This is a genomic window from Shimia ponticola, assembly GCF_007995215.1.
Taxonomy (GTDB): Bacteria; Pseudomonadota; Alphaproteobacteria; order Rhodobacterales; family Rhodobacteraceae; genus Shimia_B; species Shimia_B ponticola.
The window spans coordinates 340,501-361,905 of the sequence record NZ_VCDK01000006.1; the positions used below are offsets into that span (position 1 = coordinate 340,501).

General features: G+C 59.5%; 22 protein-coding genes, 1 tRNA gene and 1 riboswitch. Of the genes, 12 read left to right on the forward strand and 11 right to left on the reverse strand.

The window, feature by feature from the left end; all coding sequences use genetic code 11:
• The first annotated feature begins 19 nt into the window (after positions 1-19).
• Positions 20-1,633: a peptidoglycan-binding protein gene (locus FE702_RS15180; RefSeq protein WP_186827110.1), complete on the forward strand. Its 1,614-nt coding sequence runs from the start codon at positions 20-22 to the stop codon at positions 1,631-1,633.
• Here the strand turns inward: FE702_RS15180 and FE702_RS15185 are convergent.
• The 4 genes from FE702_RS15185 to FE702_RS15200 all read right to left on the reverse strand — a co-directional run bounded on the left by FE702_RS15185 (position 1,630) and on the right by FE702_RS15200 (position 3,155).
• Positions 1,630-2,064, reverse strand: coding sequence for a hypothetical protein (locus FE702_RS15185; protein ID WP_147127170.1), 435 nt, complete (start codon positions 2,062-2,064; stop codon positions 1,630-1,632). The two genes, FE702_RS15180 and FE702_RS15185, sit on opposite strands and share 4 nt — an antisense overlap.
• A 77-nt stretch (positions 2,065-2,141) precedes the next feature.
• The gene (locus FE702_RS15190; protein WP_147127171.1) at positions 2,142-2,804 is read right to left on the reverse strand and encodes an ArsR/SmtB family transcription factor; all 663 of its coding nucleotides are present in this window, start codon (positions 2,802-2,804) and stop codon (positions 2,142-2,144) included.
• Positions 2,805-2,905: 101 nt separating this feature from the next.
• Positions 2,906-3,031 carry a type B 50S ribosomal protein L36 gene (gene ykgO, locus FE702_RS15195; protein ID WP_008562923.1) on the reverse strand — a complete coding sequence of 42 codons (126 nt, stop codon included), beginning with the start codon at positions 3,029-3,031 and terminating at the stop codon, positions 2,906-2,908.
• 49 nt (positions 3,032-3,080) lie between these two features.
• A tRNA-Val gene (locus FE702_RS15200) sits at positions 3,081-3,155 on the reverse strand.
• A 179-nt stretch (positions 3,156-3,334) separates the two neighbouring features.
• On the opposite strand from FE702_RS15200, the gene FE702_RS15205 reads away from it, so the two are divergent.
• From FE702_RS15205 to FE702_RS15215, 3 genes are all read left to right on the forward strand, one after another.
• Complete coding sequence (locus tag FE702_RS15205; RefSeq protein WP_147127172.1) at positions 3,335-4,189, forward strand: N-formylglutamate amidohydrolase; 855 nt, start codon at positions 3,335-3,337, stop codon at positions 4,187-4,189.
• 73 nt (positions 4,190-4,262) lie between these two features.
• Positions 4,263-5,507 (forward strand): Hsp70 family protein, encoded by a 1,245-nt coding sequence (locus FE702_RS15210; protein ID WP_147127173.1) that lies wholly within the window; start codon positions 4,263-4,265, stop codon positions 5,505-5,507.
• Between the two features lie 57 nt (positions 5,508-5,564).
• Positions 5,565-5,960, forward strand: coding sequence for a hypothetical protein (locus tag FE702_RS15215; protein WP_147127174.1), 396 nt, complete (start codon positions 5,565-5,567; stop codon positions 5,958-5,960).
• A gap of 3 nt (positions 5,961-5,963) precedes the next feature.
• On the opposite strand, the gene FE702_RS15220 is transcribed toward FE702_RS15215, so the two are convergent.
• Complete coding sequence (locus FE702_RS15220; protein ID WP_147127175.1) at positions 5,964-7,217, reverse strand: DNA polymerase IV; 1,254 nt, start codon at positions 7,215-7,217, stop codon at positions 5,964-5,966.
• 70 nt (positions 7,218-7,287) lie between these two features.
• On the opposite strand from FE702_RS15220, the gene FE702_RS15225 reads away from it, so the two are divergent.
• Together FE702_RS15225 and FE702_RS15230 are read left to right on the forward strand one after the other, a co-directional pair.
• Positions 7,288-7,704, forward strand: a complete 417-nt coding sequence (locus FE702_RS15225) for an NUDIX hydrolase (RefSeq protein ID WP_147127176.1) — start codon at positions 7,288-7,290, stop codon at positions 7,702-7,704.
• 74 nt (positions 7,705-7,778) lie between these two features.
• A riboswitch (glycine riboswitch) is annotated at positions 7,779-7,865 on the forward strand.
• Positions 7,866-8,009: 144 nt separating this feature from the next.
• Complete coding sequence (locus FE702_RS15230) at positions 8,010-9,251, forward strand: D-amino acid dehydrogenase (protein WP_147127177.1); 1,242 nt, start codon at positions 8,010-8,012, stop codon at positions 9,249-9,251.
• Between the two features lie 3 nt (positions 9,252-9,254).
• Here the strand turns inward: FE702_RS15230 and FE702_RS15235 are convergent, their stop codons facing one another.
• The 5 genes from FE702_RS15235 to FE702_RS18645 form a co-directional block, all read right to left on the reverse strand.
• Positions 9,255-10,127 (reverse strand): bile acid:sodium symporter family protein, encoded by an 873-nt coding sequence (locus tag FE702_RS15235; RefSeq protein WP_147127178.1) that lies wholly within the window; start codon positions 10,125-10,127, stop codon positions 9,255-9,257.
• Between the two features lie 54 nt (positions 10,128-10,181).
• Entirely contained in the window at positions 10,182-10,919 is a 738-nt protein-coding gene (gene pyrF, locus FE702_RS15240) for an orotidine-5'-phosphate decarboxylase (protein ID WP_147127179.1), read from the reverse strand.
• An 81-nt stretch (positions 10,920-11,000) separates the two neighbouring features.
• Positions 11,001-11,279, reverse strand: coding sequence for a hypothetical protein (locus FE702_RS15245; protein ID WP_147127180.1), 279 nt, complete (start codon positions 11,277-11,279; stop codon positions 11,001-11,003).
• Between the two features lie 68 nt (positions 11,280-11,347).
• On the reverse strand, positions 11,348-11,584 hold the full coding sequence (locus tag FE702_RS15250) for a hypothetical protein (RefSeq protein WP_147127181.1): 237 nt from the start codon (positions 11,582-11,584) through the stop codon (positions 11,348-11,350).
• A 4-nt stretch (positions 11,585-11,588) separates the two neighbouring features.
• On the reverse strand, positions 11,589-11,765 hold the full coding sequence (locus FE702_RS18645; RefSeq protein WP_186827111.1) for a hypothetical protein: 177 nt from the start codon (positions 11,763-11,765) through the stop codon (positions 11,589-11,591).
• A gap of 257 nt (positions 11,766-12,022) precedes the next feature.
• Between FE702_RS18645 and clpB the strand changes: the two genes are divergently transcribed.
• The gene (clpB, locus tag FE702_RS15255) at positions 12,023-14,635 is read left to right on the forward strand and encodes an ATP-dependent chaperone ClpB (protein WP_147127182.1); all 2,613 of its coding nucleotides are present in this window, start codon (positions 12,023-12,025) and stop codon (positions 14,633-14,635) included.
• A gap of 107 nt (positions 14,636-14,742) precedes the next feature.
• Here the strand turns inward: clpB and FE702_RS15260 are convergent, their stop codons facing one another.
• Complete coding sequence (locus FE702_RS15260) at positions 14,743-15,291, reverse strand: hypothetical protein (RefSeq protein ID WP_147127183.1); 549 nt, start codon at positions 15,289-15,291, stop codon at positions 14,743-14,745.
• A 115-nt stretch (positions 15,292-15,406) separates the two neighbouring features.
• On the opposite strand from FE702_RS15260, the gene FE702_RS15265 reads away from it, so the two are divergent.
• From FE702_RS15265 to FE702_RS15285, 5 genes are all read left to right on the forward strand, one after another.
• Positions 15,407-16,255: an arsenate reductase/protein-tyrosine-phosphatase family protein gene (locus tag FE702_RS15265; RefSeq protein WP_147127184.1), complete on the forward strand. Its 849-nt coding sequence runs from the start codon at positions 15,407-15,409 to the stop codon at positions 16,253-16,255.
• A 3-nt stretch (positions 16,256-16,258) separates the two neighbouring features.
• The gene (locus FE702_RS15270; RefSeq protein WP_147127185.1) at positions 16,259-17,257 is read left to right on the forward strand and encodes an ArsJ-associated glyceraldehyde-3-phosphate dehydrogenase; all 999 of its coding nucleotides are present in this window, start codon (positions 16,259-16,261) and stop codon (positions 17,255-17,257) included.
• The gene (gene arsJ / locus FE702_RS15275) at positions 17,254-18,528 is read left to right on the forward strand and encodes an organoarsenical effux MFS transporter ArsJ (protein WP_147127186.1); all 1,275 of its coding nucleotides are present in this window, start codon (positions 17,254-17,256) and stop codon (positions 18,526-18,528) included. The genes FE702_RS15270 and arsJ overlap by 4 nt, the downstream gene beginning before the upstream one ends.
• Before the next feature lie 73 nt (positions 18,529-18,601).
• Positions 18,602-20,098 carry an FMN-binding glutamate synthase family protein gene (locus FE702_RS15280; RefSeq protein WP_255449704.1) on the forward strand — a complete coding sequence of 499 codons (1,497 nt, stop codon included), beginning with the start codon at positions 18,602-18,604 and terminating at the stop codon, positions 20,096-20,098.
• 272 nt (positions 20,099-20,370) lie between these two features.
• Complete coding sequence (locus tag FE702_RS15285) at positions 20,371-21,405, forward strand: caldesmon family protein (RefSeq protein WP_147127187.1); 1,035 nt, start codon at positions 20,371-20,373, stop codon at positions 21,403-21,405.

Consider the following 21,405-nt stretch of genomic DNA (forward strand, 5'->3'; position numbering starts at 1 on the left):
ACCAAGGGAGGGCCTTTGTATGGTGAAACGTGGTTTACTGGCCGGTGTGGTGGCGTGTTGGGTCGGCTTGGCAGCGCAAGCGGATGTTGCGGTGCTGATTGGCAATACCGCTTATGACGGGTTGCCGAATGTGCGCGACGCGCGCTTTGCGACCTCGGTTAAAAACCCTCTGGAAGAGGCGGGCTTCGACGTTTTGTCGCTGCGCAACGGGTCTCCTGCGGAGATGGCGAACCTGATGATGGACGCCGCGGGGCGGCTAGGGGGCGAAGATCGGCTGATCATCTTTCTTGCCGGACAGTTCGCGGCCGATAGCGGTGAAAGCTATCTGCTTGGCGAGGCATCGCGCCGCGTGACACGTTTCAATGTGGGACAGCGTGGGCTGGCGCTTGCGCCTGTTTTGAAAATGCTGAGCGAGCAGCAAGGGCGTGCTTTGCTGCTGTTGGGACAGGACGTTCCCGTGCAGGTTTTGCAGGATGCAGAGGTCGAAGCTCCGACGGCGCCGAACGGGGTGGCGATTGTAAGCGGCCCGACCGAGACATTGGCGCGGTTGCTTGCGCGCGACCTGTTAGGGTCGCCGGGCGCGTCCGTGCGGGAGGCATTTGATCAAAATGGTGTCGCGGCGCAGGGCTATTTGCCGGAGGGCATCGCATTTTTGGAAAACGGGCGTGACTTGCCAGAGGATTCGCGGTCCGAAGAGTTGATCTATTGGGATGTGGTGCAGGATCTGGACACGGCCGAGGCCTATCAGGCCTATGTCGACCGATTTCCATCCGGGATCTACGTGGCCGAGGCGAACGCAGCCCTGAATCGTTTGCGCGGCAATGCCGAAAACGCCGCAGAGGCAGCAGAACAGGCGTTGGCCTTGAACCGCAATGCGCGGCGCGAGATCCAGCGCAATCTGGCTCTGTTGGAGTTTGATCCGCGTGGCATCGATGGAATTTTCGGACGGGGTACACGGGCGGCGATCCGGGCATGGCAAGGCTCGCGCGGCTTTGAACAGAGCGGGTTTTTGAGTGCGAACCAACTGTCCGCTCTGTCAGCACAGGCCAGCCTGCGGGCGGCGGAGCTGGAAGCAGAGGCAGAGGCGCGGCGGGCCGAAGAACTGCGCAGGGACCGCGCGTTTTGGGTGAGCTTGGGAACGAACCCGTCGCCGGACCAGCTTCGCGATTATCTGAGGAATTTCCCGGATGGTCAGTTTTCGGAAATTGCGCGGTCTGAATTGGATCAGATCGAAGCCGAGGCGCGGGCAGAAGCCGAGGCTCAGGATCGGGCGGCTTGGGACAGAGCTGTCTCTCGAAATACTGTAGCGGCCTATCGCCGGTATCTCGAAGAGCATCCTGATGGCGTCTTTGCTGATGCCGCACGTGAACGGATCAGAGCCGCGCGTGAGGATCGCGCCAGCGAAGCGCGCATCGCGCAGGATCGCAGTCAGGAAGCGCAGATCACCCAATTGCAGATCACACGTGTGTTGATCGAGCAAAGGTTGCGTCAGAAGGGGCAAAACCCTGGCACGGTGGACGGGCAATTCACCCAAGAGACACGCCGCGCGATCCGCAGGTTCCAGCGTACGCGCAATTTGCCTGTGACCGGCTTTGTTGGGCAGGATACGGCTGTTGCGTTGTTGTCGGGCTAGCGGTGTTCGTCGGGCACCCAATCTGGCGTTGACTGATTCCAGAAACGGTTGGGGTTGTCTTCGTCCAACCCTCTTATGTGCAGGCTCCTCAGTGTGGGTTGGGCATAGATCACTGGCTCTTCATAAGGATGCGCGTGGTAGATGGCGCGCAGGGTCGCGTCCAATTCGCGCTCAGTGATGAAGAAGCTGACCTCGACACAAGGGACGTGCACAATGTCGGCTGTGGGCGCGTTGCGCCCATGGCCCAAGGCGCGGAATGATTGGCGTCCGGGGGCGGTTTGAAACTGAACCGCGTCGTAGTCGCCATAGGTCATGGATGTGACGGTGCGAATATGCGCGCAGACGGCCTGAACCGCAGGCTCAGGGACCTGCAAGTGGATCAGAAGGCCTGTTTCAACGGTATAGCGGTCGGTGGGAAGGCTGGGGAACATTGTGAGGCACCTGTATTTGAAAGGAGCCTTGATCCTAGGGGGCGCTTGAACGAAATGTTTCGGCCCGGCCCGAACTGTCAAATCGTGACGCCGAAGGCGGTGCGTAGACCCCGAGTGCCCTTGGGCGTTAACGTGAGCGCGCGCGGTGTGGACGAGCGCTGAAGCCAGTCGTTCTCGAGAAACCAAGTCAGCATCGCGGTCGCCAGAGGACCTGCAAGGTGGTGTTTTCGTTCGGTCCAATCCAGACAGGGCCGCAAACCTGCCTTGCCGAGCGGGATGCCAAGGTTTGTCAGAGTCGCTTCGCCCTTGAACGTCAACCGGACGCCGGATGCATCAGCGGCAAGGTCCGCTTGCGCGAGCATCGCTTCGGTCAGCGTGACACCCAATTGGCCAGCAAGGTGGTTGTAGCAGCACCGGGCAAAGGCGGTTTGGCCTGCGCGATGCCTTTGGCGCAGATAAAGGTCATCGCAGGGTGAGATGCAGGAGAGCTGTTCCAGCAGCTGCGCGACGTCATCCCCGGCAAGCCTGTGATAGACAGTGCGACCGCTTTTTTCGGCATGCACCAGCCCAAGGTCGGTCATCCGAGCCATATGGCCACTGACAGTCTGTGGCGTCACTCCGGCGGCGCTCGCGAGTTCCCTGTTCGTAAAGGCGCGCCCATCCATGAGGTGACACATGATCTGCGCTCGGGTCGGGTCAGCGACGGCGGCGGCAATTATATCGAACCTAGGGAACGTCATGCCTGCAGCTTACCGCAGCCCGTAAAAACGAAAAAGCCGCCATCGACGGGTGTCGCATGGCGGCTTTTCAGGCGGGGCCGAGACCCCGCTGTCGACTGCTCTTAACCCTGACGGGCTTTGAACCGGCGTTGCGTCTTGTTGATGACGTAAACACGGCCCTTGCGGCGCACAACGCGGCAATCGCGATGGCGGTTCTTGAGCGAGCGAAGTGAGTTCTTCACTTTCATCTGTCTCTCTCCTTCCATCGGGCTGCGGTTAGCCCAAGGTTTCAGTTCATGGTGGGCACGACTGGGATCGAACCAGTGACCCCTTCGATGTCAACGAAGTGCTCTACCGCTGAGCTACGCGCCCGTTAACCAACCCGCTGACAGGAGACCTGCCTTGGATCAAACCAAACGGGCGACGCTTTCGCCGCCCGTCAGGTTCGCGCCGTATAATTCGACCCGCTGGGGGGATCAAGGGCTTTTGGAGGGGGTTTGTCGTGCTATGTTCTCCGGAATGAGGATTTCCGCGCGGAACCAGAGCCCATAATGTCACAGACAGCCTTTCATCTGCACAGACCAAAGGTTCAAACAACGGGTGTTGTGTTCGCGTCGCCGCATTCCGGGCGCGATTATCGCGCTGATTTCCTGAAAAAGACCATTCTGGACGATCATGCGATTCGGTCGTCAGAGGATGCCTTCGTCGACCGCTTGTTTGAGCGTGCGCCACTTTATGGTGCGCCGCTGATCACGGCCTCAGCACCGCGGGCCTATGTTGATCTGAATCGTGCGCCGGAAGAGTTGGACCCGGCCTTGATCGGCGACCTGCGCAAAGTGGCCCATAATCCGCGCGTTGCATCCGGGCTTGGCGTCGTGCCGCGTGTCGTGTCGAACGGGCGTCCCATCTATCGCGGGAAAATCACGCTGGATGAGGTGCATCAGCGGATCACGAATTACTGGCGTCCCTACCACGATCAAGTGCAATCGCTTTTGACTGAGGCGCGGCTCAGCCATGGGTGGGCTGTTCTGATCGATTGCCATTCCATGCCGCGCGACGCGATCGTTCAAAGCCGGGGTACAAAAGCGGCCGATGTGGTGCTGGGAGATCGGTTCGGGGCGGCCGCGTCGCCCGAAGTGGTCGAATGGATCGAAGCGGCCTTTGCCAATGCGGGGCTGACCGTGGCACGCAACGCGCCTTTTGCCGGGGCTTATATCGCGCAGGCCTATGGTCGCCCCTCCCGGAACCAGCATGTGGTTCAGGTCGAGATCGACCGATCTTTGTACATGGACGAGGCGCAGATCATGCCCAACGCCAATTTCAACGCGTTCCGCCGTTTGCTGAGTGATGTGATCGAAGAGGTGACCGGGCTTTGGCGTACCGAACTGCCGGTCGCCGCAGAATAACAGGTCTCAGCTCCGTCTTGCAGCGGCGTTGGGAATTGCCTATCGGGGCGGCTTTTCCACGGGAGCCGTGCAGATGCGTGCCGCAACGCTTGCCATTGACTTTGGGACATCGAATTCGGCCTGCGCCGTGTTTCAGGATGGGCAAATTCGGCGGCTCGCCATTGAGGGGCACTCCGACACGCTGCCAACGGCTGTGTTCTTTCCATCCAAGGGGCGGATGCAGATCGGGCAGGCGGCCTCTGACGCGCTGATCGACGGAGAAGAAGGCCGCTATATGCGGGCGCTGAAATCCGTGCTGGGAACACCGCTTGCCCACGAACCGCGCGTTCTGGGCGGAAAACGTCAAACTATTCTGGATGTCACTGCGGCGTTTCTGCGAGAAGTAAAGGAGCGAGCAGAGGCAGCGACGGGGATGGTGTTTACATCGGCCCTTTCCGGGCGTCCGGTTCGGTTCCATTCCGCTGATGCCGGGCGGAATGCGCAAGCCGAAACCGATTTGCGTGCCTGCTATGCCGCTGCAGGTTTTGCGACTGTCGACTTCCTTCCCGAACCAGAAGCTGCTGCGCGGGCCTGCCAAGGCATGGGTAATCAGAACGGATTGGGGCTCATCGTTGATATCGGGGGCGGGACGTCTGACTTTTCCATCTTTGAAAGCGCCGACGGCAGCCCGCGTATCGTTGCGACCTACGGGGTGCGTCTGGGTGGGACGGATTTTGACCATCTGGTGTCGATGGATCGTGCGATGCCGGCGCTTGGTCTCGGCTCAATGCTGCGCCGTGAGATGGGCGAGGGGCTATTGCCTGTGCCGAAGGCACCGTATCTCGACCTGTCGAGTTGGTCGAAGATACCTTTTGTTTATGCCCCGGACACCCGGCGCATGGTGCGTGATATGGCGCGGCTGGCTGAAGATGCCGTGGCCATGCGCCGGTTTGAAACGGTTCTGGACGAAGAGCTTGGCCATGACATCGCCTTCGCGGTTGAGGCCGGAAAGATCGCTGTGAACACCTCGCCCGAGGCGTCGATCGACCTTGGTCTGGTCGAAAAAGGACTGCGCATCGGCGTGACGGCGGCCCAACTCAATGACGCGTTGCGGGCGCCCAAGGCACAGATGATCGAGGCAATCACCCAGACCCTCTCCGTCGCTGGCATTGGCGCGGATCGCATCACGCGCGTCATCCTTGTCGGCGGCTCCAGCTTGATGGGAATGGTTTCAGACGCGGTGGTGGCGACCTGTCCTGACGCGGCCGTTCTGCGTTCGGAGGCGTTTACGGCTGTGATTGATGGGTTGGCCCTCACCAGCGCAGACGGCATCCTTTAATCGACCCGCCGCGTTAACGAAGGTTAACAAATCGTTAATTGCACCCATATAAAGAGCATGGGTGAGTTGGGTTACGCGGCAATTCTTTGCATTTTGATGCTGGGCGGTGAGACTGAAGTCACCCATGCCTATTCTGCAGCATATGACGTTCATCGCATTCGCACCGATTGCGAGACCTCAGACCAGGTGATCGAAGTCGGGATGGACAAGCGGTCATCGCTGGACAGTTTGCAGCAGGTTCTGTTTGCCGCCGAGATCACCCAAAAGTCACCCAAGATCGTGATGATCGACACCGACGGTCGCTTCGGCCCCTATGAAACGCGTGTCAGCACGGCTGCGCGACGGGCGGGGGTGGACTTTGAGATTATTCCAAAGGACGCGCTGATCAGATGGCAGATGACGTCCTGGTTGCGATCTTATGATGCGGCCTCCGTTGCGTTGAGCGGATCGTAAGAATTAGCGCAGCGCACGTCCTTTTAGAATCGCATCGGCTCCGAATTTCTGGCGGATCACGTCGGTGGCGCGTTCGGCCTGTGCCCGCTTACCAGCGTCCGGGTCCAGAAGGTCGCCATAGCTGGTGGCGTCGGCGGCCTTTGAGATGTCGGACAACCCCACACCAAGCAAACGATAGGCGCTGTCATGGTTGACCTGATCAAAGAGGTCACGGGCGGTGCGATAGATGCGGTCGGCAATCTGTGTTGGATCATGCAGCGACACGCGGCGGGTGATCAGTGTGTGGTTCGCGCGTTTCAGTTTCAAGGTGACGACGCGGCCCATCAGACCCTTGGCTTTGGCCCGGTCTGATACTTTTTCCGACATGCGCCAGATATGCCCATCCAGAATGTCAGGGTCAGATGTGTCGGAGGCGAAGGTCGTTTCGTTCGAGATGGATTTCATGCGCGGATCGCGCGCGACACGGCGGCTGTCCTGGCCGCGAGCCAGTCGATAAAGCCTGTCGCCCATCGACCCGAAACGTGCATGCAGATCTTGTTGATCCCATCGGAGGAGATCGGAAAAGGTGCGAATGCCCGCCTTGTCGAGCGCCGACTGCGTGGCCTGACCGACACCCCAAATCAGGCGCACAGGTTTATCATGGAGAAACTCTGCGGTCTGGGCTTTGCCGATCACCGAAAACCCGCGCGGTTTGTCGAGATCGGAGGCAACCTTGGCCAAGAATTTGTTGTGGCTCAGCCCGATGGAGCCGGTCAGCCTCAACTCGTTCTTCATCCGCAGGATCAGACGCCCGAGCATCACGGCCGGAGGTGCGCCATGCAGGCGGGCGGTTCCGGTCAGATCCATGAAGGCTTCGTCCAGTGAAAGCGGTTCGATGGACGGCGTCATTTCCTCCATCATCTGGCGGATCGCGCGACTGGCCTCTTCGTAGGCGGGGAAGCGGGGCTTGACGATCACGGCCTCAGGGCAGAGCTTGAGAGCTTGAAACATGGGCATGGCGGATTTCACGCCCCTGATGCGAGCGACATAGCAAGCAGTGGAGACGACACCGCGACGGCCGCCACCAATGATTACGGGTTTATCGGCCAGATCGGGATTGTCGCGCTTTTCGACCGAGGCATAGAACGCATCGCAGTCCATATGCGCGATGGACAAATCAAACAGTTCCGGATGCGAAATGGTGCGAGGCGAGCGGCAGGATGGACACCGCACGCCATCGTCATATTGGTGCAGACAGTCTCGGCAGAGGGCAGGCATGGCGCTAGGGTATCACAGGGCAGCTCGGGCGGATATGGCAGGAGCCTCCGGCGGGAGTTTTTGTGGAAAGATGAAGAACAGGACTGAGTTTCACGGGGCGAAGGTGGCGCTGTTTGTTGGGGATGATCTGGTTGTTTATCTGCGCGATGACAAGCCAGGTATTCCATGGCCGGGCTGGTGGGATTTCCCCGGCGGGGGACGGGAAGGGGAAGAAACCCCGCAGGAGACTGTAATCCGCGAGACATGGGAAGAATTTGCGCTGACACTGCAACCAAGTGATTTGGTCTACGCAAAACCTTATGACCCGGCCCCCGACAAACGTGTCTGGTTCTTTGCAGCGCGGTTGCCGCGAGATCGTGCGCGAGAGATTCGATTTGGAGACGAAGGTCAGCAGTGGGCGCTGTGGTCACAACAGCGGTTTCTGGGTGATCCGCGTGCGGTTCCGGTGCTGAAAGATCGTCTTATTCACTATCTATTTGAAAAGTAGATGTGAATTTGTGATCACGTTTGCGGAAAAATTGTTGATCGGGATGGGCTTTGGGCGTATGTTTCCGATACGAAACACGTCCGCCGGGAGAGCGCGGAGGTCCGCCGCCGAAGGAGCAACCGCCCCGGTAAACTCTCAGGCAAAGGGACCGGAGGACGTGCAACACTCCGGAGAACCACGCCAAGGCGCGTGTACCGAAGGCGAAAGTGTGATCACATCTTGTGGCTGCGCGAAACGCTCAGGTTAGGGACGGAGGGGGCAAGGGACCCGGAGCAGGCGCTTCGGATGAGAAGAGGACCCTTGCCATGACCCATATTGCTGTCATCGGCGCCGGAATCACCGGCATCACCACGGCTTTCCAACTGCATCAGCGCGGCTTTGATGTAACGGTCATCGACCGGCAGCGCTATGCCGGGATGGAGACCTCCTTTGCCAATGGCGGCCAGCTGAGCGCATCGAACGCAGAGGTCTGGAATAGCTGGAGCACAGTTCTGAAAGGGATCAAATGGATGGCGCGCAACGATGCGCCGCTGTTGATGTCGCCGAAACCGAGCTGGCACAAAATCAGCTGGATGGCCGAGTTTCTCGCCAATATTCCGCGCTACCGGAGCCACACCGTTCAAACGGCTGCAATGGCGATTGCGGCGCGCAAGACCTTTCACGAGATGGCTGAGCTTGCCGGGATCGACTTTGACCATAGCCCGGCGGGTATTTTGCATTTCTATGAAACGGAACGTGACTTGAAGGCCGCCGCGGGGGTGACCGAATTGCTGCGCCAAGGCGGATTGGAGAGGCGTGCGGTGTCGCCCGAGGAAATCCGCAAGATTGAACCCACGCTGACCGGCAACATTCTGGGTGGGTACTATACGCAGTCGGATACGACCGGCGACATTCACAAATATTCCGTTGGCTTGGCGGAGTGGCTTGAGCGGCAAGGGGTGACCTTTGCCTATGGGCACCGCGTCGAAGCCGTGCGCGCCAAAGGCGATCATGTCGAGATTGACACCGATACAACGCAGCGCTTTGACGGTGTCGTGGTGGCGGCAGGCGTTGGCTCGCGCGGGTTGGCGCAGCAACTGGGCGACCGTGTGAACATCTACCCTGTCAAAGGCTACTCAATCACCGTGCATTTGCCCGATGAGGCAAGCCGCGCTGGCGCACCGCAAGTGAGCTTGTTGGATGATGCGGCCAAGATCGTGACATCGCGGCTGGGCGCGGACCGTTTCCGCGTAGCCGGGACCGCAGAATTCAACGGCGAAAACCGCGACATCCGGGCAGACCGGGTGCAACCGCTTGTCGATTGGGTCGAACGCTATTTCCCGAATGTTTCGACCGAGCATGTAGTGCCGTGGGCAGGCCTGCGGCCAATGATGCCGTCGATGATGCCGCGCGTCGGTCGCGGACGTCATCCGCGCGTGTTTTACAACACCGGGCACGGCCACCTTGGCTGGACGCTGTCTGCTGCGACGGCCGAGATGGTGGCAGGCCATGTCGCAAAAGCCTACCGGCCCCAGTCGGTCAAGATTGGCGGGTCGATGCTTGCCTGACGTTTAGCTCGCTGGCTTTGCGGGCTGGCGGCGCAGGAACAGGAAAATCGCCGGGATCGTCACAAGGTACATGGTGATCCCGTAGACACCTGACGCTAGGCCATAGGGGCTGAGCGCGGTGGTCGTGATCAAGGACGCGACGGTGATCCCAAGCGTGCCGTTTTGGACGCCCGCCTCAATAGCGATGGCTGCGCTTTCGGCGCTGTCGAGGCCTGCTGCGCGGGCAAGTCCGACTCCCAAGCCCAACATGACGATGTTGAGACCGATGAGCAGCGGACCCATGGTCGCAAGGTTGTCGATGAAAAGCGACCAATTGGCGGCAAGGGCCGCAAGAATGATGATAACAAAGAGCGCAGCGGCAATGCGGTAGAGCAGGGTTTCGATGGCCAGCGCCGTCGCGTTCAGAAAGCGGCGAAAAAGAACGCCGATCAGCACCGGAACCGCGGTGATGGCAAACATCGTCAGCGAGAGGGTTGTGACATCGATATCCGGAGCCGAGGTGCCTTCGAAGTAATCGGCGCTGAAGTCCAAAAGCAGCGGTAAGGTGAAAGCGGTTGTCAGGCTGATGACTGCGGTCAGCGAAATCGAAAGCGCGACAGACCCGTTTGCCAGTCGGGTCAAAAGGTTCGAGGTCACGCCGCCCGGACAGAAGGCAAGGATCATAACGCCGACAGCGAGAGCGCCTTGCAAGGGCAGGATGTGGAGCAGCGCAAATGCGGTGAGCGGCAGCAGGATGAGCTGCGCCACAGCCCCAATCAGGAATGCCTTTGGTCGCGTCGCGACACGTGCAAAATCGGCAAAAGTGAGCCCGACGCCCAACGAGAACATGATGAATGCCAGCGATAGCGGCAGTCCCACGGTCAGCAACAACTCCATCGACCCCTCCTGTTTTCCAAGAGGGGGCCGGGTTTTTGGCGGAAAGGCAAGTGTTTAGTGGTTGCGCAGTGCGGCCTGCGGAGAGGCGAGTTCGGCCAAAATCGCCTCGGCCGCGTCTGACGGGCTTGGTGCGGCCCAGATTGGGCGTCCGACAACCACGTGGTCTGCGCCGTTGGCAATAGCTTCTGCTGGCGTCGCGACACGCTTTTGATCGCCAAGGTCAGAGCCGACGGGGCGCACGCCGGGGGTGACGATCAAACGATCGTTGGCCTCTGGCAGGGCGCGGATCAGCGCGGCTTCGTTCGGTGATGCAATGACACCGTCTGCCCCTGCGTCGAATGCACGACCTGCACGTTCGGTCACCAGATCCGGGATGGCCCCATCCTTGATCACCGACGCATCCAAATCATCGCGGTCGAGTGATGTCAGGATCGTGACGGCTAGAATTTTAAGCTCGCTATCTGCGGCACCTGCTTTGGCGGCGCGCACCACATGCGGGTCGCCATGGACCGTGAGGAAATCAAGATCGAATTGGGCCAGCCCGCGGACGGCGGCTTCGATCGTTGCGCCGATATCGAACAGCTTCATATCCAGAAAGATGCGCTTGCCGTGTTCGGCCTTCAGCTCATTGGCAAGCGCGAGACCACCACCGGTGAGCATTCCAAGCCCGATCTTGTAAAATGAAACAGAGTCTCCAAGCTGTCCGGCCAGTTCCAACCCGGCAAGCGCGTTGGGAACGTCCATCGCCACGATCAGGCGGTCGTCTGCGGTGCGTTCGTGGGGCTTGGTCATCGGAAGTCTCCTGCGGAGTGGCGCTGATCGATGACCTAGTCGGGCTGTGATCTGTTGTAAATGAGCGTGTTGGGAGGCAAATCAGGCGGCACAGGCGTTGCGCAGCGGGTTCATGCCTTTGGCAAAGCTGAGCCGCTCGGTGCCAGAGCGAATTTCCGGCATGCGCCGTAACTGGCGGATTGCATCGCTGATCAAAAGCGCGTCGGGGCGGATCCGCTTGGATAGACGCGTGTGGCAGTCCATACAGATTTGACGAGACTTTCCAGCGCGCGTGCGGATCGAGAATGTCACTTTGCCAACGACCGATGTGCCATCTTCGCTGATGCGCTGGGATTGGATGATAATGTCCAGGATATGCATGAAGTGCCCCCGCGTGATTATGGGGGCACTTTGGATCGCAGTGGTTTAAATTGCGGTTAAACGGCGTGCTAAGCTGCCAAAGCCATGTTGTCGGATCGGCGTAAGAGCGTAGCGACGCGGCTTGCCTCATTGATCAGTTTTTGGCGCAATCCTCGTGTCCGCCGCGCGGGCACGGAGGCCAACACGGTTTCAACAACCGGCGGCAAAGCGGGATGATATTGCATGCGCAGGGTCACGACGGCTTCTACACGGCCAAAATCGCGGTCGCGTGTCACCTTGTGAAAAATGGCGTTGCGAATTTCCATGGGCTTATGCCTCGGCTCGGGTTTTCAGGGCGGTGACGACCTGACCGGGTGTCCAGTTTCGGTGGCCTTCCACTTTGACACGGGTATTCCAGAGGGGGCGTGGTCCGGTCAGCGTGACGGTCCCTTTGTAGATGCCTGCTGATGGGTCGAAAGAAATATCGAAAACGCGAACAGCTTTCATGGCGTGACCTCCTGCTCATAAGTTAATGATCACACAACAAAGTTGGGAGGCGTTTGTTCCATTTACATCGGGGAATCACGGTGACGTGTTCCCCGCGTCAACTCGGGTTTCCGGTGCGTCGGCGTGTGTCGGGCAGAAATAGGGTGTTGCATACTTGCAGCAGTGCGGCACCATACCCATTTATCTTCCGAGGCCTAAACAGGTGTGCTGCAAGAGCAGGCATCCAAAACAAGGGCGCTTACGAGAAGGAGAGACCGATGAACTTAGAGAAGTTCACCGAGCGTGCGCGCGGGTTCCTGCAGGCGGCGCAAACGATTGCCGCCCGGGAAGATCACCAGCGGCTGACCCCTGAACACTTGCTGAAAGCGTTGATGGATGACGGCGAAGGACTTGCCGCCAATCTGATCGGTCGTGCCGGTGGCAACGCTGGCGCCGTCGCGCAGGCAGCCGACATCGCCGTGGGAAAATTGCCCAAGGTGACGGGCGGCAATGGGCAGATGTCCATGGACCAGACGCTGGCCAAGGTGCTGGCCGAGGCTGAGAGCGTCGCGAAGAAGGCCAAAGACAGCTTTGTCCCAGTAGAGCGGGTCTTGATGGCATTGGCGCTTGTAAAATCCGCTGCCAAAGACGCACTGGGCGCAGGCAACGTCACCGCGCAGAAGCTCAATGAGGCGATCAATGATCTGCGTCAGGGCCGGACAGCGGATAGCGCGTCGGCTGAAGACAGCTATGAGGCGCTTGAGAAATATGCGACCGATCTGACCGCGCGAGCGCGCGAGGGCAAGATTGACCCGATCATTGGTCGCGACGATGAAATCCGCCGTGCGATGCAGGTGCTAAGCCGCCGGACCAAGAACAATCCGGTTCTGATCGGTGAACCCGGCGTGGGTAAGACCGCTATTGCCGAGGGGCTCGCCCTGCGGATCATTGATGGTGACGTACCGGAAAGCTTGCGGAACAAGCGGCTTCTCTCGCTCGACATGGGCGCTCTGATCGCTGGTGCGAAGTATCGGGGTGAGTTTGAAGAACGCCTCAAGGCTGTGTTGAATGAGGTCACGGCTGCGGCTGGCGACATCATCCTTTTCATTGACGAAATGCACACGCTGGTCGGTGCCGGTAAATCGGACGGCGCGATGGATGCGTCGAACCTGCTGAAGCCTGCGCTTGCGCGGGGCGAATTGCACTGTGTCGGAGCGACGACGCTGGATGAGTACCGCAAACACGTGGAGAAGGACGCGGCATTGGCACGGCGGTTCCAGCCTGTGCAGGTGGATGAGCCAACTGTTGTCGATACGATTTCGATCCTCCGCGGTATCAAGGAGAAATACGAGCTGCACCACGGTGTGCGGATCAGCGATAGCGCGCTGGTGACGGCGGCAACCTTGTCGCACCGCTACATCACCGACCGCTTTCTGCCGGACAAGGCCATCGACTTGATGGACGAGGCCGCGTCGCGTTTGCGGATGGAAGTGGACTCCAAGCCCGAGGAACTCGACGCATTGGACCGAGACATCATGCAAAAGCAGATCGAGGTCGAGGCACTGCGGCTTGAGGACGATCAGGCGTCGAAAGATCGGCTGGAGACCTTGGAAAAGGCGCTGTCCGAACTGCAGGAGCGATCATCCGAGATGACGGCGCAGTGGCAGGCAGAGCGGGACAAACTGGCGTCGGCTCGCGATCTGAAAGAGCAGTTGGATGTTGTGCGCGCTGATCTGGACCGTGCAAAGCGCGAAGGCAATCTGGCGAAGGCTGGTGAGCTGTCCTACGGCGTGATCCCCGAGCTTGAGAAAAAGCTGGGCGAGGCCGAGGATGCCGAAGGCAAGATGGTCGAAGAGGCTGTGCGCCCTGAGCAGATCGCGCAGGTTGTCGAGCGCTGGACCGGGATCCCGACGTCCAAGATGCTGGAAGGCGAGCGTGAGAAGCTGCTGCGCATGGAAGACGGTCTGCACAAGCGGGTCATCGGTCAGAATAGCGCGGTTAAGGCGGTGGCAAATGCTGTGCGCCGGGCGCGGGCTGGGCTGAACGACGAGAACCGTCCGCTTGGGTCGTTCCTGTTCCTTGGGCCAACCGGTGTCGGTAAGACCGAGTTGACCAAAGCGGTTGCCGAGTTCCTGTTTGATGACGATAGCGCCATGGTTCGGATCGACATGTCCGAGTTCATGGAGAAACACGCGGTTGCCCGTCTGATCGGCGCGCCTCCGGGTTACGTCGGTTACGACGAAGGCGGTGTGCTGACCGAGGCCGTGCGGCGTAAGCCCTATCAGGTGGTCCTGTTCGATGAGGTCGAAAAGGCACACCCTGATGTGTTCAACGTCTTGTTGCAGGTCCTTGATGACGGTGTGCTGACTGACGGTCAGGGCCGGACGGTGGACTTCAAACAAACGCTGATCATCCTGACGTCGAACCTTGGCGCGCAGGCGCTGTCGCAACTGCCGGATGGCGCGGATGCATCGGCCGCCAAGCGCGATGTGATGGATGCGGTCCGGGCGCATTTCCGGCCCGAGTTCCTGAACCGTCTGGACGAGACCATCATCTTTGACCGTCTGGGGCGCACCGATATGGACGGCATTGTCGACATCCAGCTGGCCCGCCTGCGCAAGCGGTTGGCCGGGCGCAAGATCGCGCTGGAGTTGGACGATGGTGCCCGGACGTGGCTCGCCGACGAAGGCTATGACCCTGTCTTCGGTGCGCGTCCTCTGAAGCGCGTGATCCAACGTGCGTTGCAGGACCAGTTGGCTGAAATGCTGCTGGCCGGTGACGTGAAGGATGGCGACACAATTCAGGTCAGCGCAGGGGTCGATGGTCTGATCGTGGGGGACCGGATCAGTTCATCAAACCGGCAACCACCCGAGGATGTCGTGGTCCACTAAACGCAAAGCCCCGCAGCGATGCGGGGCTTTTTTTGTTTTGAAGCCATGGCGGTCGGCCTGTTCTTGCTCGTTGGCTGAAGGTCTAGCCTTTCGAAAGCGGCAGGCGGTTACATGAAAAGCGCTGGAGATTTTTCTGTGAATACCCGGATGTAGTCGCCCGGACTGGACCCGGCCCATGAGACCCAAAGGCGGTGCGGGTCATCTTCGTCGATCCAGACCAGATCACCGCGTTCCAGTCCGCGCAAACCAGTGCTGATACAAGTGACCTGCGTGTTTGCGAGAAAATCGGTGGCAGCCATTGTGTCCTGTTGTGCGGCAACACCGAGGATAGGCGCGTGGAAATCGACATGACCCATGTGAAAGCCATCAAGGCTGTCAAAGAATACGTAATGGCTGGCCACTACTGTGCCTGCCGGGATCATGCCGCCTTCGTTGCCGATATCGATGCGGAGCGGTTCAATCAGGGTGATGTTCTGGTCTTCGTCAAAGGCATAGAGGTGGTCGGTGTTGAAGGTATCTGCACCAACAGCGAAAGGTGTCTCGGTGCTGAGCTTCACGAATTGACCGTTGCCGTGCTGGTTCACGATGGCGCCGCCTATGACGGTGGCATCGGCGGTCGTGGTGACTAGACAGAAAACCAGAAAGAGATGGCGCATGGCGGTTTCCCTTGCTTTGACAAGTATCATCGCATCCTAGGGCAGAATGCCGGCGCGCCGGCAGTCATATTCCTGAGGGGTCGCCTGTCACATATATTTCATATATTCATGAAATATGGAATCAATGCTGATAGATCGACTTAGTACACTGGCCCATCCGCAAAGAATGGCTGTTTTTCGGCTGCTGATGCGCCGGTTTCCGGACGCGCTGCCGGCGGGTGAGATTGCGCAGGCACTGAGGCTGAAGGCGTCGACGACCTCTGTTTATCTGGGTGCTCTGACGCGGGCTGAACTCATCACACAAGAACGGCAGGGCACGTCGTTGCGATATGCTCTGGATCTCGCTGGGGCGCAGGGCATGGTCCGATCGCTGTTTCTGGATTGTTGCGGGGGACGGCCCGACCTGTGCCCGCCTGAGTTTGTGGACCCGTTCAGAGAAGGGTTGGGACAGACGCCGCAAGACAAGTTCAACGTCCTGTTCATTTGCACCGGAAACTCCGCCCGGTCGATTTTCGCCGAAGCCTTGTTGCGCGATTTGGCCGGAGATCGGTTCAACGTGTTTTCCGCCGGGACCTTTCCATCTGACGCGCCGCATCCGTTGGCTTTGGCCACTTTGGAACAGGCGGGCGTATCTATCGAAAATCTGCGGTCCCAGTCCCTGGCAGAGTTCCAAGGGCAGGACGCCCCGATCATGCAGTTCGTCTTTACGGTCTGTGATCAAGCCGCAAACGAAGAATGCCCGGCATGGCCCGGGCAGCCGATCACGGCGCATTGGGGCCTGCCCGACCCGGCCAAAGTTGAAGGGTCCGAAGTCGAGCACAAAGCCGCATTTCGCGCGGCGTTTGAGGCGATGAAGGGCCGGATCGAAGCCTTTGCCGCCCTTCCCATCGAAACGCTGAGCGGTCTGACACTGCAGGCGCAGGTCGATGGGATCGGGCGCGAAATCATTGAAACCAAGGACTAAGACATGACCACCTACGCGCTGAACGGCCTTGGCCGGATCGGAAAACTGGCGCTGAAGCCTTTGCTGGAGAGCGGCGCAGAGATCGCGTTTGTAAATGATGCAGTTGGCGGTCCTGCGATGCACGCCCACCTGCTTGAATTCGACACTGTGCATGGACGCTGGGACGCAGAGTTCTCGGCAGATTACAGCAGCATCACCATCAACGGCACGCGCATTCCGGCCCTGCAAGAGCGCACGATTGAGGCGCTGCCGCTGGGTGGTGTCGATGTGGTGATCGACTGCACCGGTGTGTTCAAGACCGAGGCCAAGTTACAGCCCTATTTCGACGCGGGCGTTCAAAAGGTGGTTGTTTCCGCACCGGTCAAGGACGGCAACGCGGCAAACATCGTCTATGGCGTGAACCACGACATCTATGACCCGGCGACCCACCGCATTGTGACGGCTGCGAGTTGTACGACCAACTGTTTGGCCCCCGTGGTGAAGGTGATCCACGAAGGTCTGGGCATCAAACACGGGTCGATCACGACGATCCATGATGTGACGAATACGCAGACGATCGTGGACCGCCCGGCCAAGGACCTGCGCCGCGCGCGCTCGGCCTTGAACTCTCTGATCCCGACGACGACCGGCTCGGCGACGGCCATCACTCTGATCTATCCGGAACTGACGGGGAAGTTGAACGGGCATGCGGTGCGAGTGCCGCTCTTGAATGCGTCGCTGACCGATTGCGTTTTTGAGGTAGCGCGAGAGACAACGTCCGAAGAGGTGAACGCGTTGTTCAAGGCCGCAGCGGAGGGGCCTTTGAAAGGCATCCTCGGCTACGAGGAGCGGCCATTGGTGTCGACCGATTACGTCAATGACGCGCGGTCTTCGATCGTGGATGCTCCGTCGACAATGGTGATCAACGGCACGCAGGTAAAGGTCTATGCGTGGTACGACAATGAGTGGGGCTATGCCCATCGCCTGATTGATGTCGCACGGATGGTTGGGGTCTCGCTGTGACCGACCGTCCGGAGGGATTTGCCGCCTATGTCGCCGTCACGGCGGCCTATTGGGCGTTCATGCTGACCGATGGCGCGCTGCGGATGTTGGTGCTGCTACACTTCAACACGCTGGGCTTTTCACCGGTGCAACTGGCGTATCTTTTCGTTCTGTACGAAGTCGCCGGGGTCGTGACGAACCTGAGCGCTGGATGGATTGCGGCGCGGTTTGGACTGACGAGCACGCTTTATGCGGGGCTGGTGCTGCAGGTCGTAGCCTTGGCGGCACTGGCGCAGCTGAATCCGGCGTGGTCGGTGCCGGCGTCGGTCGTCTTTGTCATGCTGGTGCAGGGCTTGTCCGGTGTTGCTAAGGACCTCGCCAAGATGAGTTCCAAGAGCGCGGTGAAACTGCTGGCGCCGTCAGAAAATGCGGGGCTCTTTCGCTGGGTTGCTGTGCTGACCGGGTCCAAGAACGCGGTCAAAGGCTGCGGGTTCTTGATTGGGGCGGTCGCGCTGGGGCTGGTCGGGTTTGTGCCTGCTGTTCTGGGTATGGCGGTGATCCTTGGGCTGATCTTCCTCTCCGTGATTTGGGGCATGCCGCCGGGTCTGCCTGCGGGCAAGAAAGGCGCGAAGTTCAAAGAGGTCTTCTCGAACAACCCGAATGTCAATTGGCTCAGCCTCGGGCGCGTGTTCCTGTTTGGAGCGCGGGATGTGTGGTTTGTGGTGGGCATTCCGATCTATTTCTATTCGGTCCTGTCGGATGGCACGCCAGAGGGCAATCGCGCGGCATTCTTTATGGTCGGCACCTTCATGGCGGTTTGGGTGATCCTGTACGGCGCGGTGCAGGCCTCTGCGCCGCGTTTGCTCCGGGCTAAGGAGAAGTCAGAGGATGAGATCATTGCCAGCGCGCAGGGCTGGGTTGGGGCGCTGTTCTTTGTGCCTGCCGCGCTGGCGCTGGCTGCGTGGGGCGCGGGTGGACCGGCCAATTGGCTGACAGGGGCGGTGGTCGTTGGCCTCTTGGCCTTTGGGGCGCTTTTTGCGCTGAACTCGTCATTGCATTCCTACCTTATCCTGCATTTCACGAGTGCCGAGCGGGTCACGATGGATGTGGGGTTTTACTACATGGCCAATGCGGCGGGGCGCCTGATCGGGACGCTGCTGTCCGGGCTCACCTATCAGGTGGGTGGGCTGCCGCTTTGTCTGGCCACCGCTGCCGTGATGATTGCGGGGTCTTATCTGTCGATTGGGCGGATCGGGCCAAATGCGCCCGCAGGCGCGCCTCACACCACCTGACGCAAAACTGACTGGATCGGTGCTGGTATGCGGCGCGCGCTTTGCCTAGCGTGGCGGGCAGGAGGAGGCGCGTATGGGTGAGATGTTTGATTGGGTCGGGTTCCTGTTTCAGGCGCTGGCGATTGGGTTTGTGGTGGTCGTGGGGGCGTTTGCGGCGGTGGCGCTGATGATGTTCATCGCCGACCGCAGCCAGACCGAGGACGCGGTCCGCCGCAATTACCCGGTGATCGGGCGGTTCAGGCACATCTTCACCGAGCTGGGCGAATTCTTTCGCCAGTATTTCTTTGCTATGGACCGCGAGGAGCTGCCGTTTAACCGGGCGCAGCGGGACTGGATCGGGCGCGCGACCAAGGGCAAGGACAGCACGATTGCGTTCGGTTCCACCCGGCCTTTAGGCATCCCCGGCACGCCGATCTTCACCAATGCGGCCTTTCCCCCGATTGACGGTCAGTTCTGCGAGACGCGGCCTGTGACCATCGGCGCGGGCTGTCTGCAGCCCTATGTGGCGACGTCGATCATCAACATATCCGGCATGTCCTACGGCGCGCTGTCGCGGCCCGCGATCGAGGCGCTGAGCAAGGGCGCGAAGGAGGCGGGCATCTGGATGAACACGGGCGAGGGCGGGCTGTCGCCCTATCACCTGTCGGGTGGGGCGGACATCGTGTTTCAGATCGGCACGGCCAAGTACGGCGTGCGGGATGCCGAGGGGAACCTGAGCGATGAGAAACTGCGCGAGGTCGCGGCGCACAATCAGGTGCGGATGTTCGAGATCAAGCTGGCCCAGGGCGCTAAACCGGGCAAGGGCGGCATTCTGCCCGCAGAAAAGGTGAATGCAGAGATCGCGGCGATCCGGGGCATTCCAGAGGGGAAATCCTCCATCAGTCCGAACCGCCATGTGGAAGTTGATGACTTTGACGACCTGCTGGACCTGATCGACCGCGTGCGGCGGGTGACTGGCAAACCCACGGGCTTCAAGACGGTGATCGGCGACCCGGCGGATTTTGAGGCGTTCTTTGAGGTGCTGGCCAAACGCGGGCCGGACGCCGCGCCCGATTTCATCACGATTGACGGGGGCGAGGGCGGGACGGGTGCGTCGCCCATGCCGCTGATGGATCTGGTCGGGATGAGCATCCGAGAGGCTCTGCCGCGTGTAGCCGATATGATTGAGAAGGCCGGGATGAAGGACCGCATCCGCCTGATTGCCTCGGGCAAGCTGGTCAATCCGGGTGACGTCGCATGGGCGCTGGCCGCAGGCGCGGATTTCGTGACCTCGGCCCGGGGGTTCATGTTCTCACTGGGCTGCATTCAGGCGCTGAAATGCAACAAGAACACCTGCCCCACAGGCATCACGACCCACGACCCAAGGTTCCAAAAGGGTCTGGTCCCCGAAGACAAATACCGCAAAGTCGCCCGCTACGCCCAGCATCTGACGAAAGAGGTCGAGACGATTGCCCATTCTGTCGGCGTGCTGGAGCCAAGGCAGCTAAGGCGGCGGCATGTGCGGATTGTTCAGCCGGATGGGCGGACGATGTCGATGGGGGAGTTGTGGCCGGGGGTGGGGAATCATTAGTATCATTGTGGTTCGGTGAAGGATTTTCTTACACCTAGTTGAGGTCGAACGGCACTCTTTTGTGGGTCTAGGAATATTGAATTTCCGACCTTTCATAGTTTGTTGTTTTGGGTTTTTCCGCCGACCGTCAAGTTGCTCAGTTTTAGGCTGAAGATATTTTTTTTGATTGAGACCAATTGGACCGCTTCAGCAGATCCTGGAGATATGGATTTGCCTTTACCCTCCTGTGATTGATGTTAGGTTCACCATAATTAAGCTGAGAAGGCTCTGACATGTTCATTATTCGAGTTGTATATTACCTGCTGGTACTGCTGTGCATCGGGATCTCTTTGTTCCTCACTTATTTCGGGTTTGAGCGAACATTCGGGCCCCTCACGATCTACTTTACCGGAGTAATTGGCCTATTGCTTTTCGCGGCGGACTTCATGCTTCAGCGAAATAGAGAACGCGGTTTGCCTTGGGCTCCAGCATTCTTGTTGTTCATCTTGGCAGCAACATTTTCAAGTGTCAGCAACTTCAACTACCTGTATACCAACTTCATGACGAGCGACGTGCTCGCTTCGACGGTACGTGAGCAATATCGTGTCTTCTCCACAGACCTGACGAACACAAGTGCCCGCCTCGAGCGGCTAGATGCCGTTCAAGAAGAAAGCGATCGGCGCGCACGGATCGAAACTGAGCTTCGCCAGATGTGGACGCAAATGAACGATCCTGCACGGTTGGGGTGTGGTGAGCGCTGCGCGGGTCACATCAACGCCATTAATGCGCTCCTAGGTGTGGAGGTCACGGACCTGCGCAGGCCCGGTCCATCATCCACCCAAGCCGAACGCAAAGAATTCTACGACGCCTTTCGAGGCTTAGTGCAAGAGGCGCAAGAGAACTCAAGCGTCGCTGGCCCATTTCAGGCGGTCCGCGCCGTGATAAGCCAGATTGATGAGCGCCTAGCATTCTATGGAAACGCTGACGATGCACTGCGGGCAGGGGCTGATCTTAGTGTTCTCTCACAGCTCTCCGATGACAGTCAGATGATTGAGAGGGAGGCTAACGCGGTCCTACCCGCCTCTGCACAGGTGGACCACGCCTTCATTGATCCGACCTTAGGTCGGCTGGGCGAGATCGTTTATAGCCTACGCAACGGCTTCCTCGAAGTCCCAAGCCTTAGCGCGACGATCATGGCAGCGATCCTATCCATCGTCGTTGACTTTGTGCCGATCCTTTATGCCTTTGTCGCGTTCCGCCCAGGAGAAGGTGGCGTACTGCCTGAAGAAGGACCAGGAACGTTTGACGAAATTGACGACGGTTTTTGA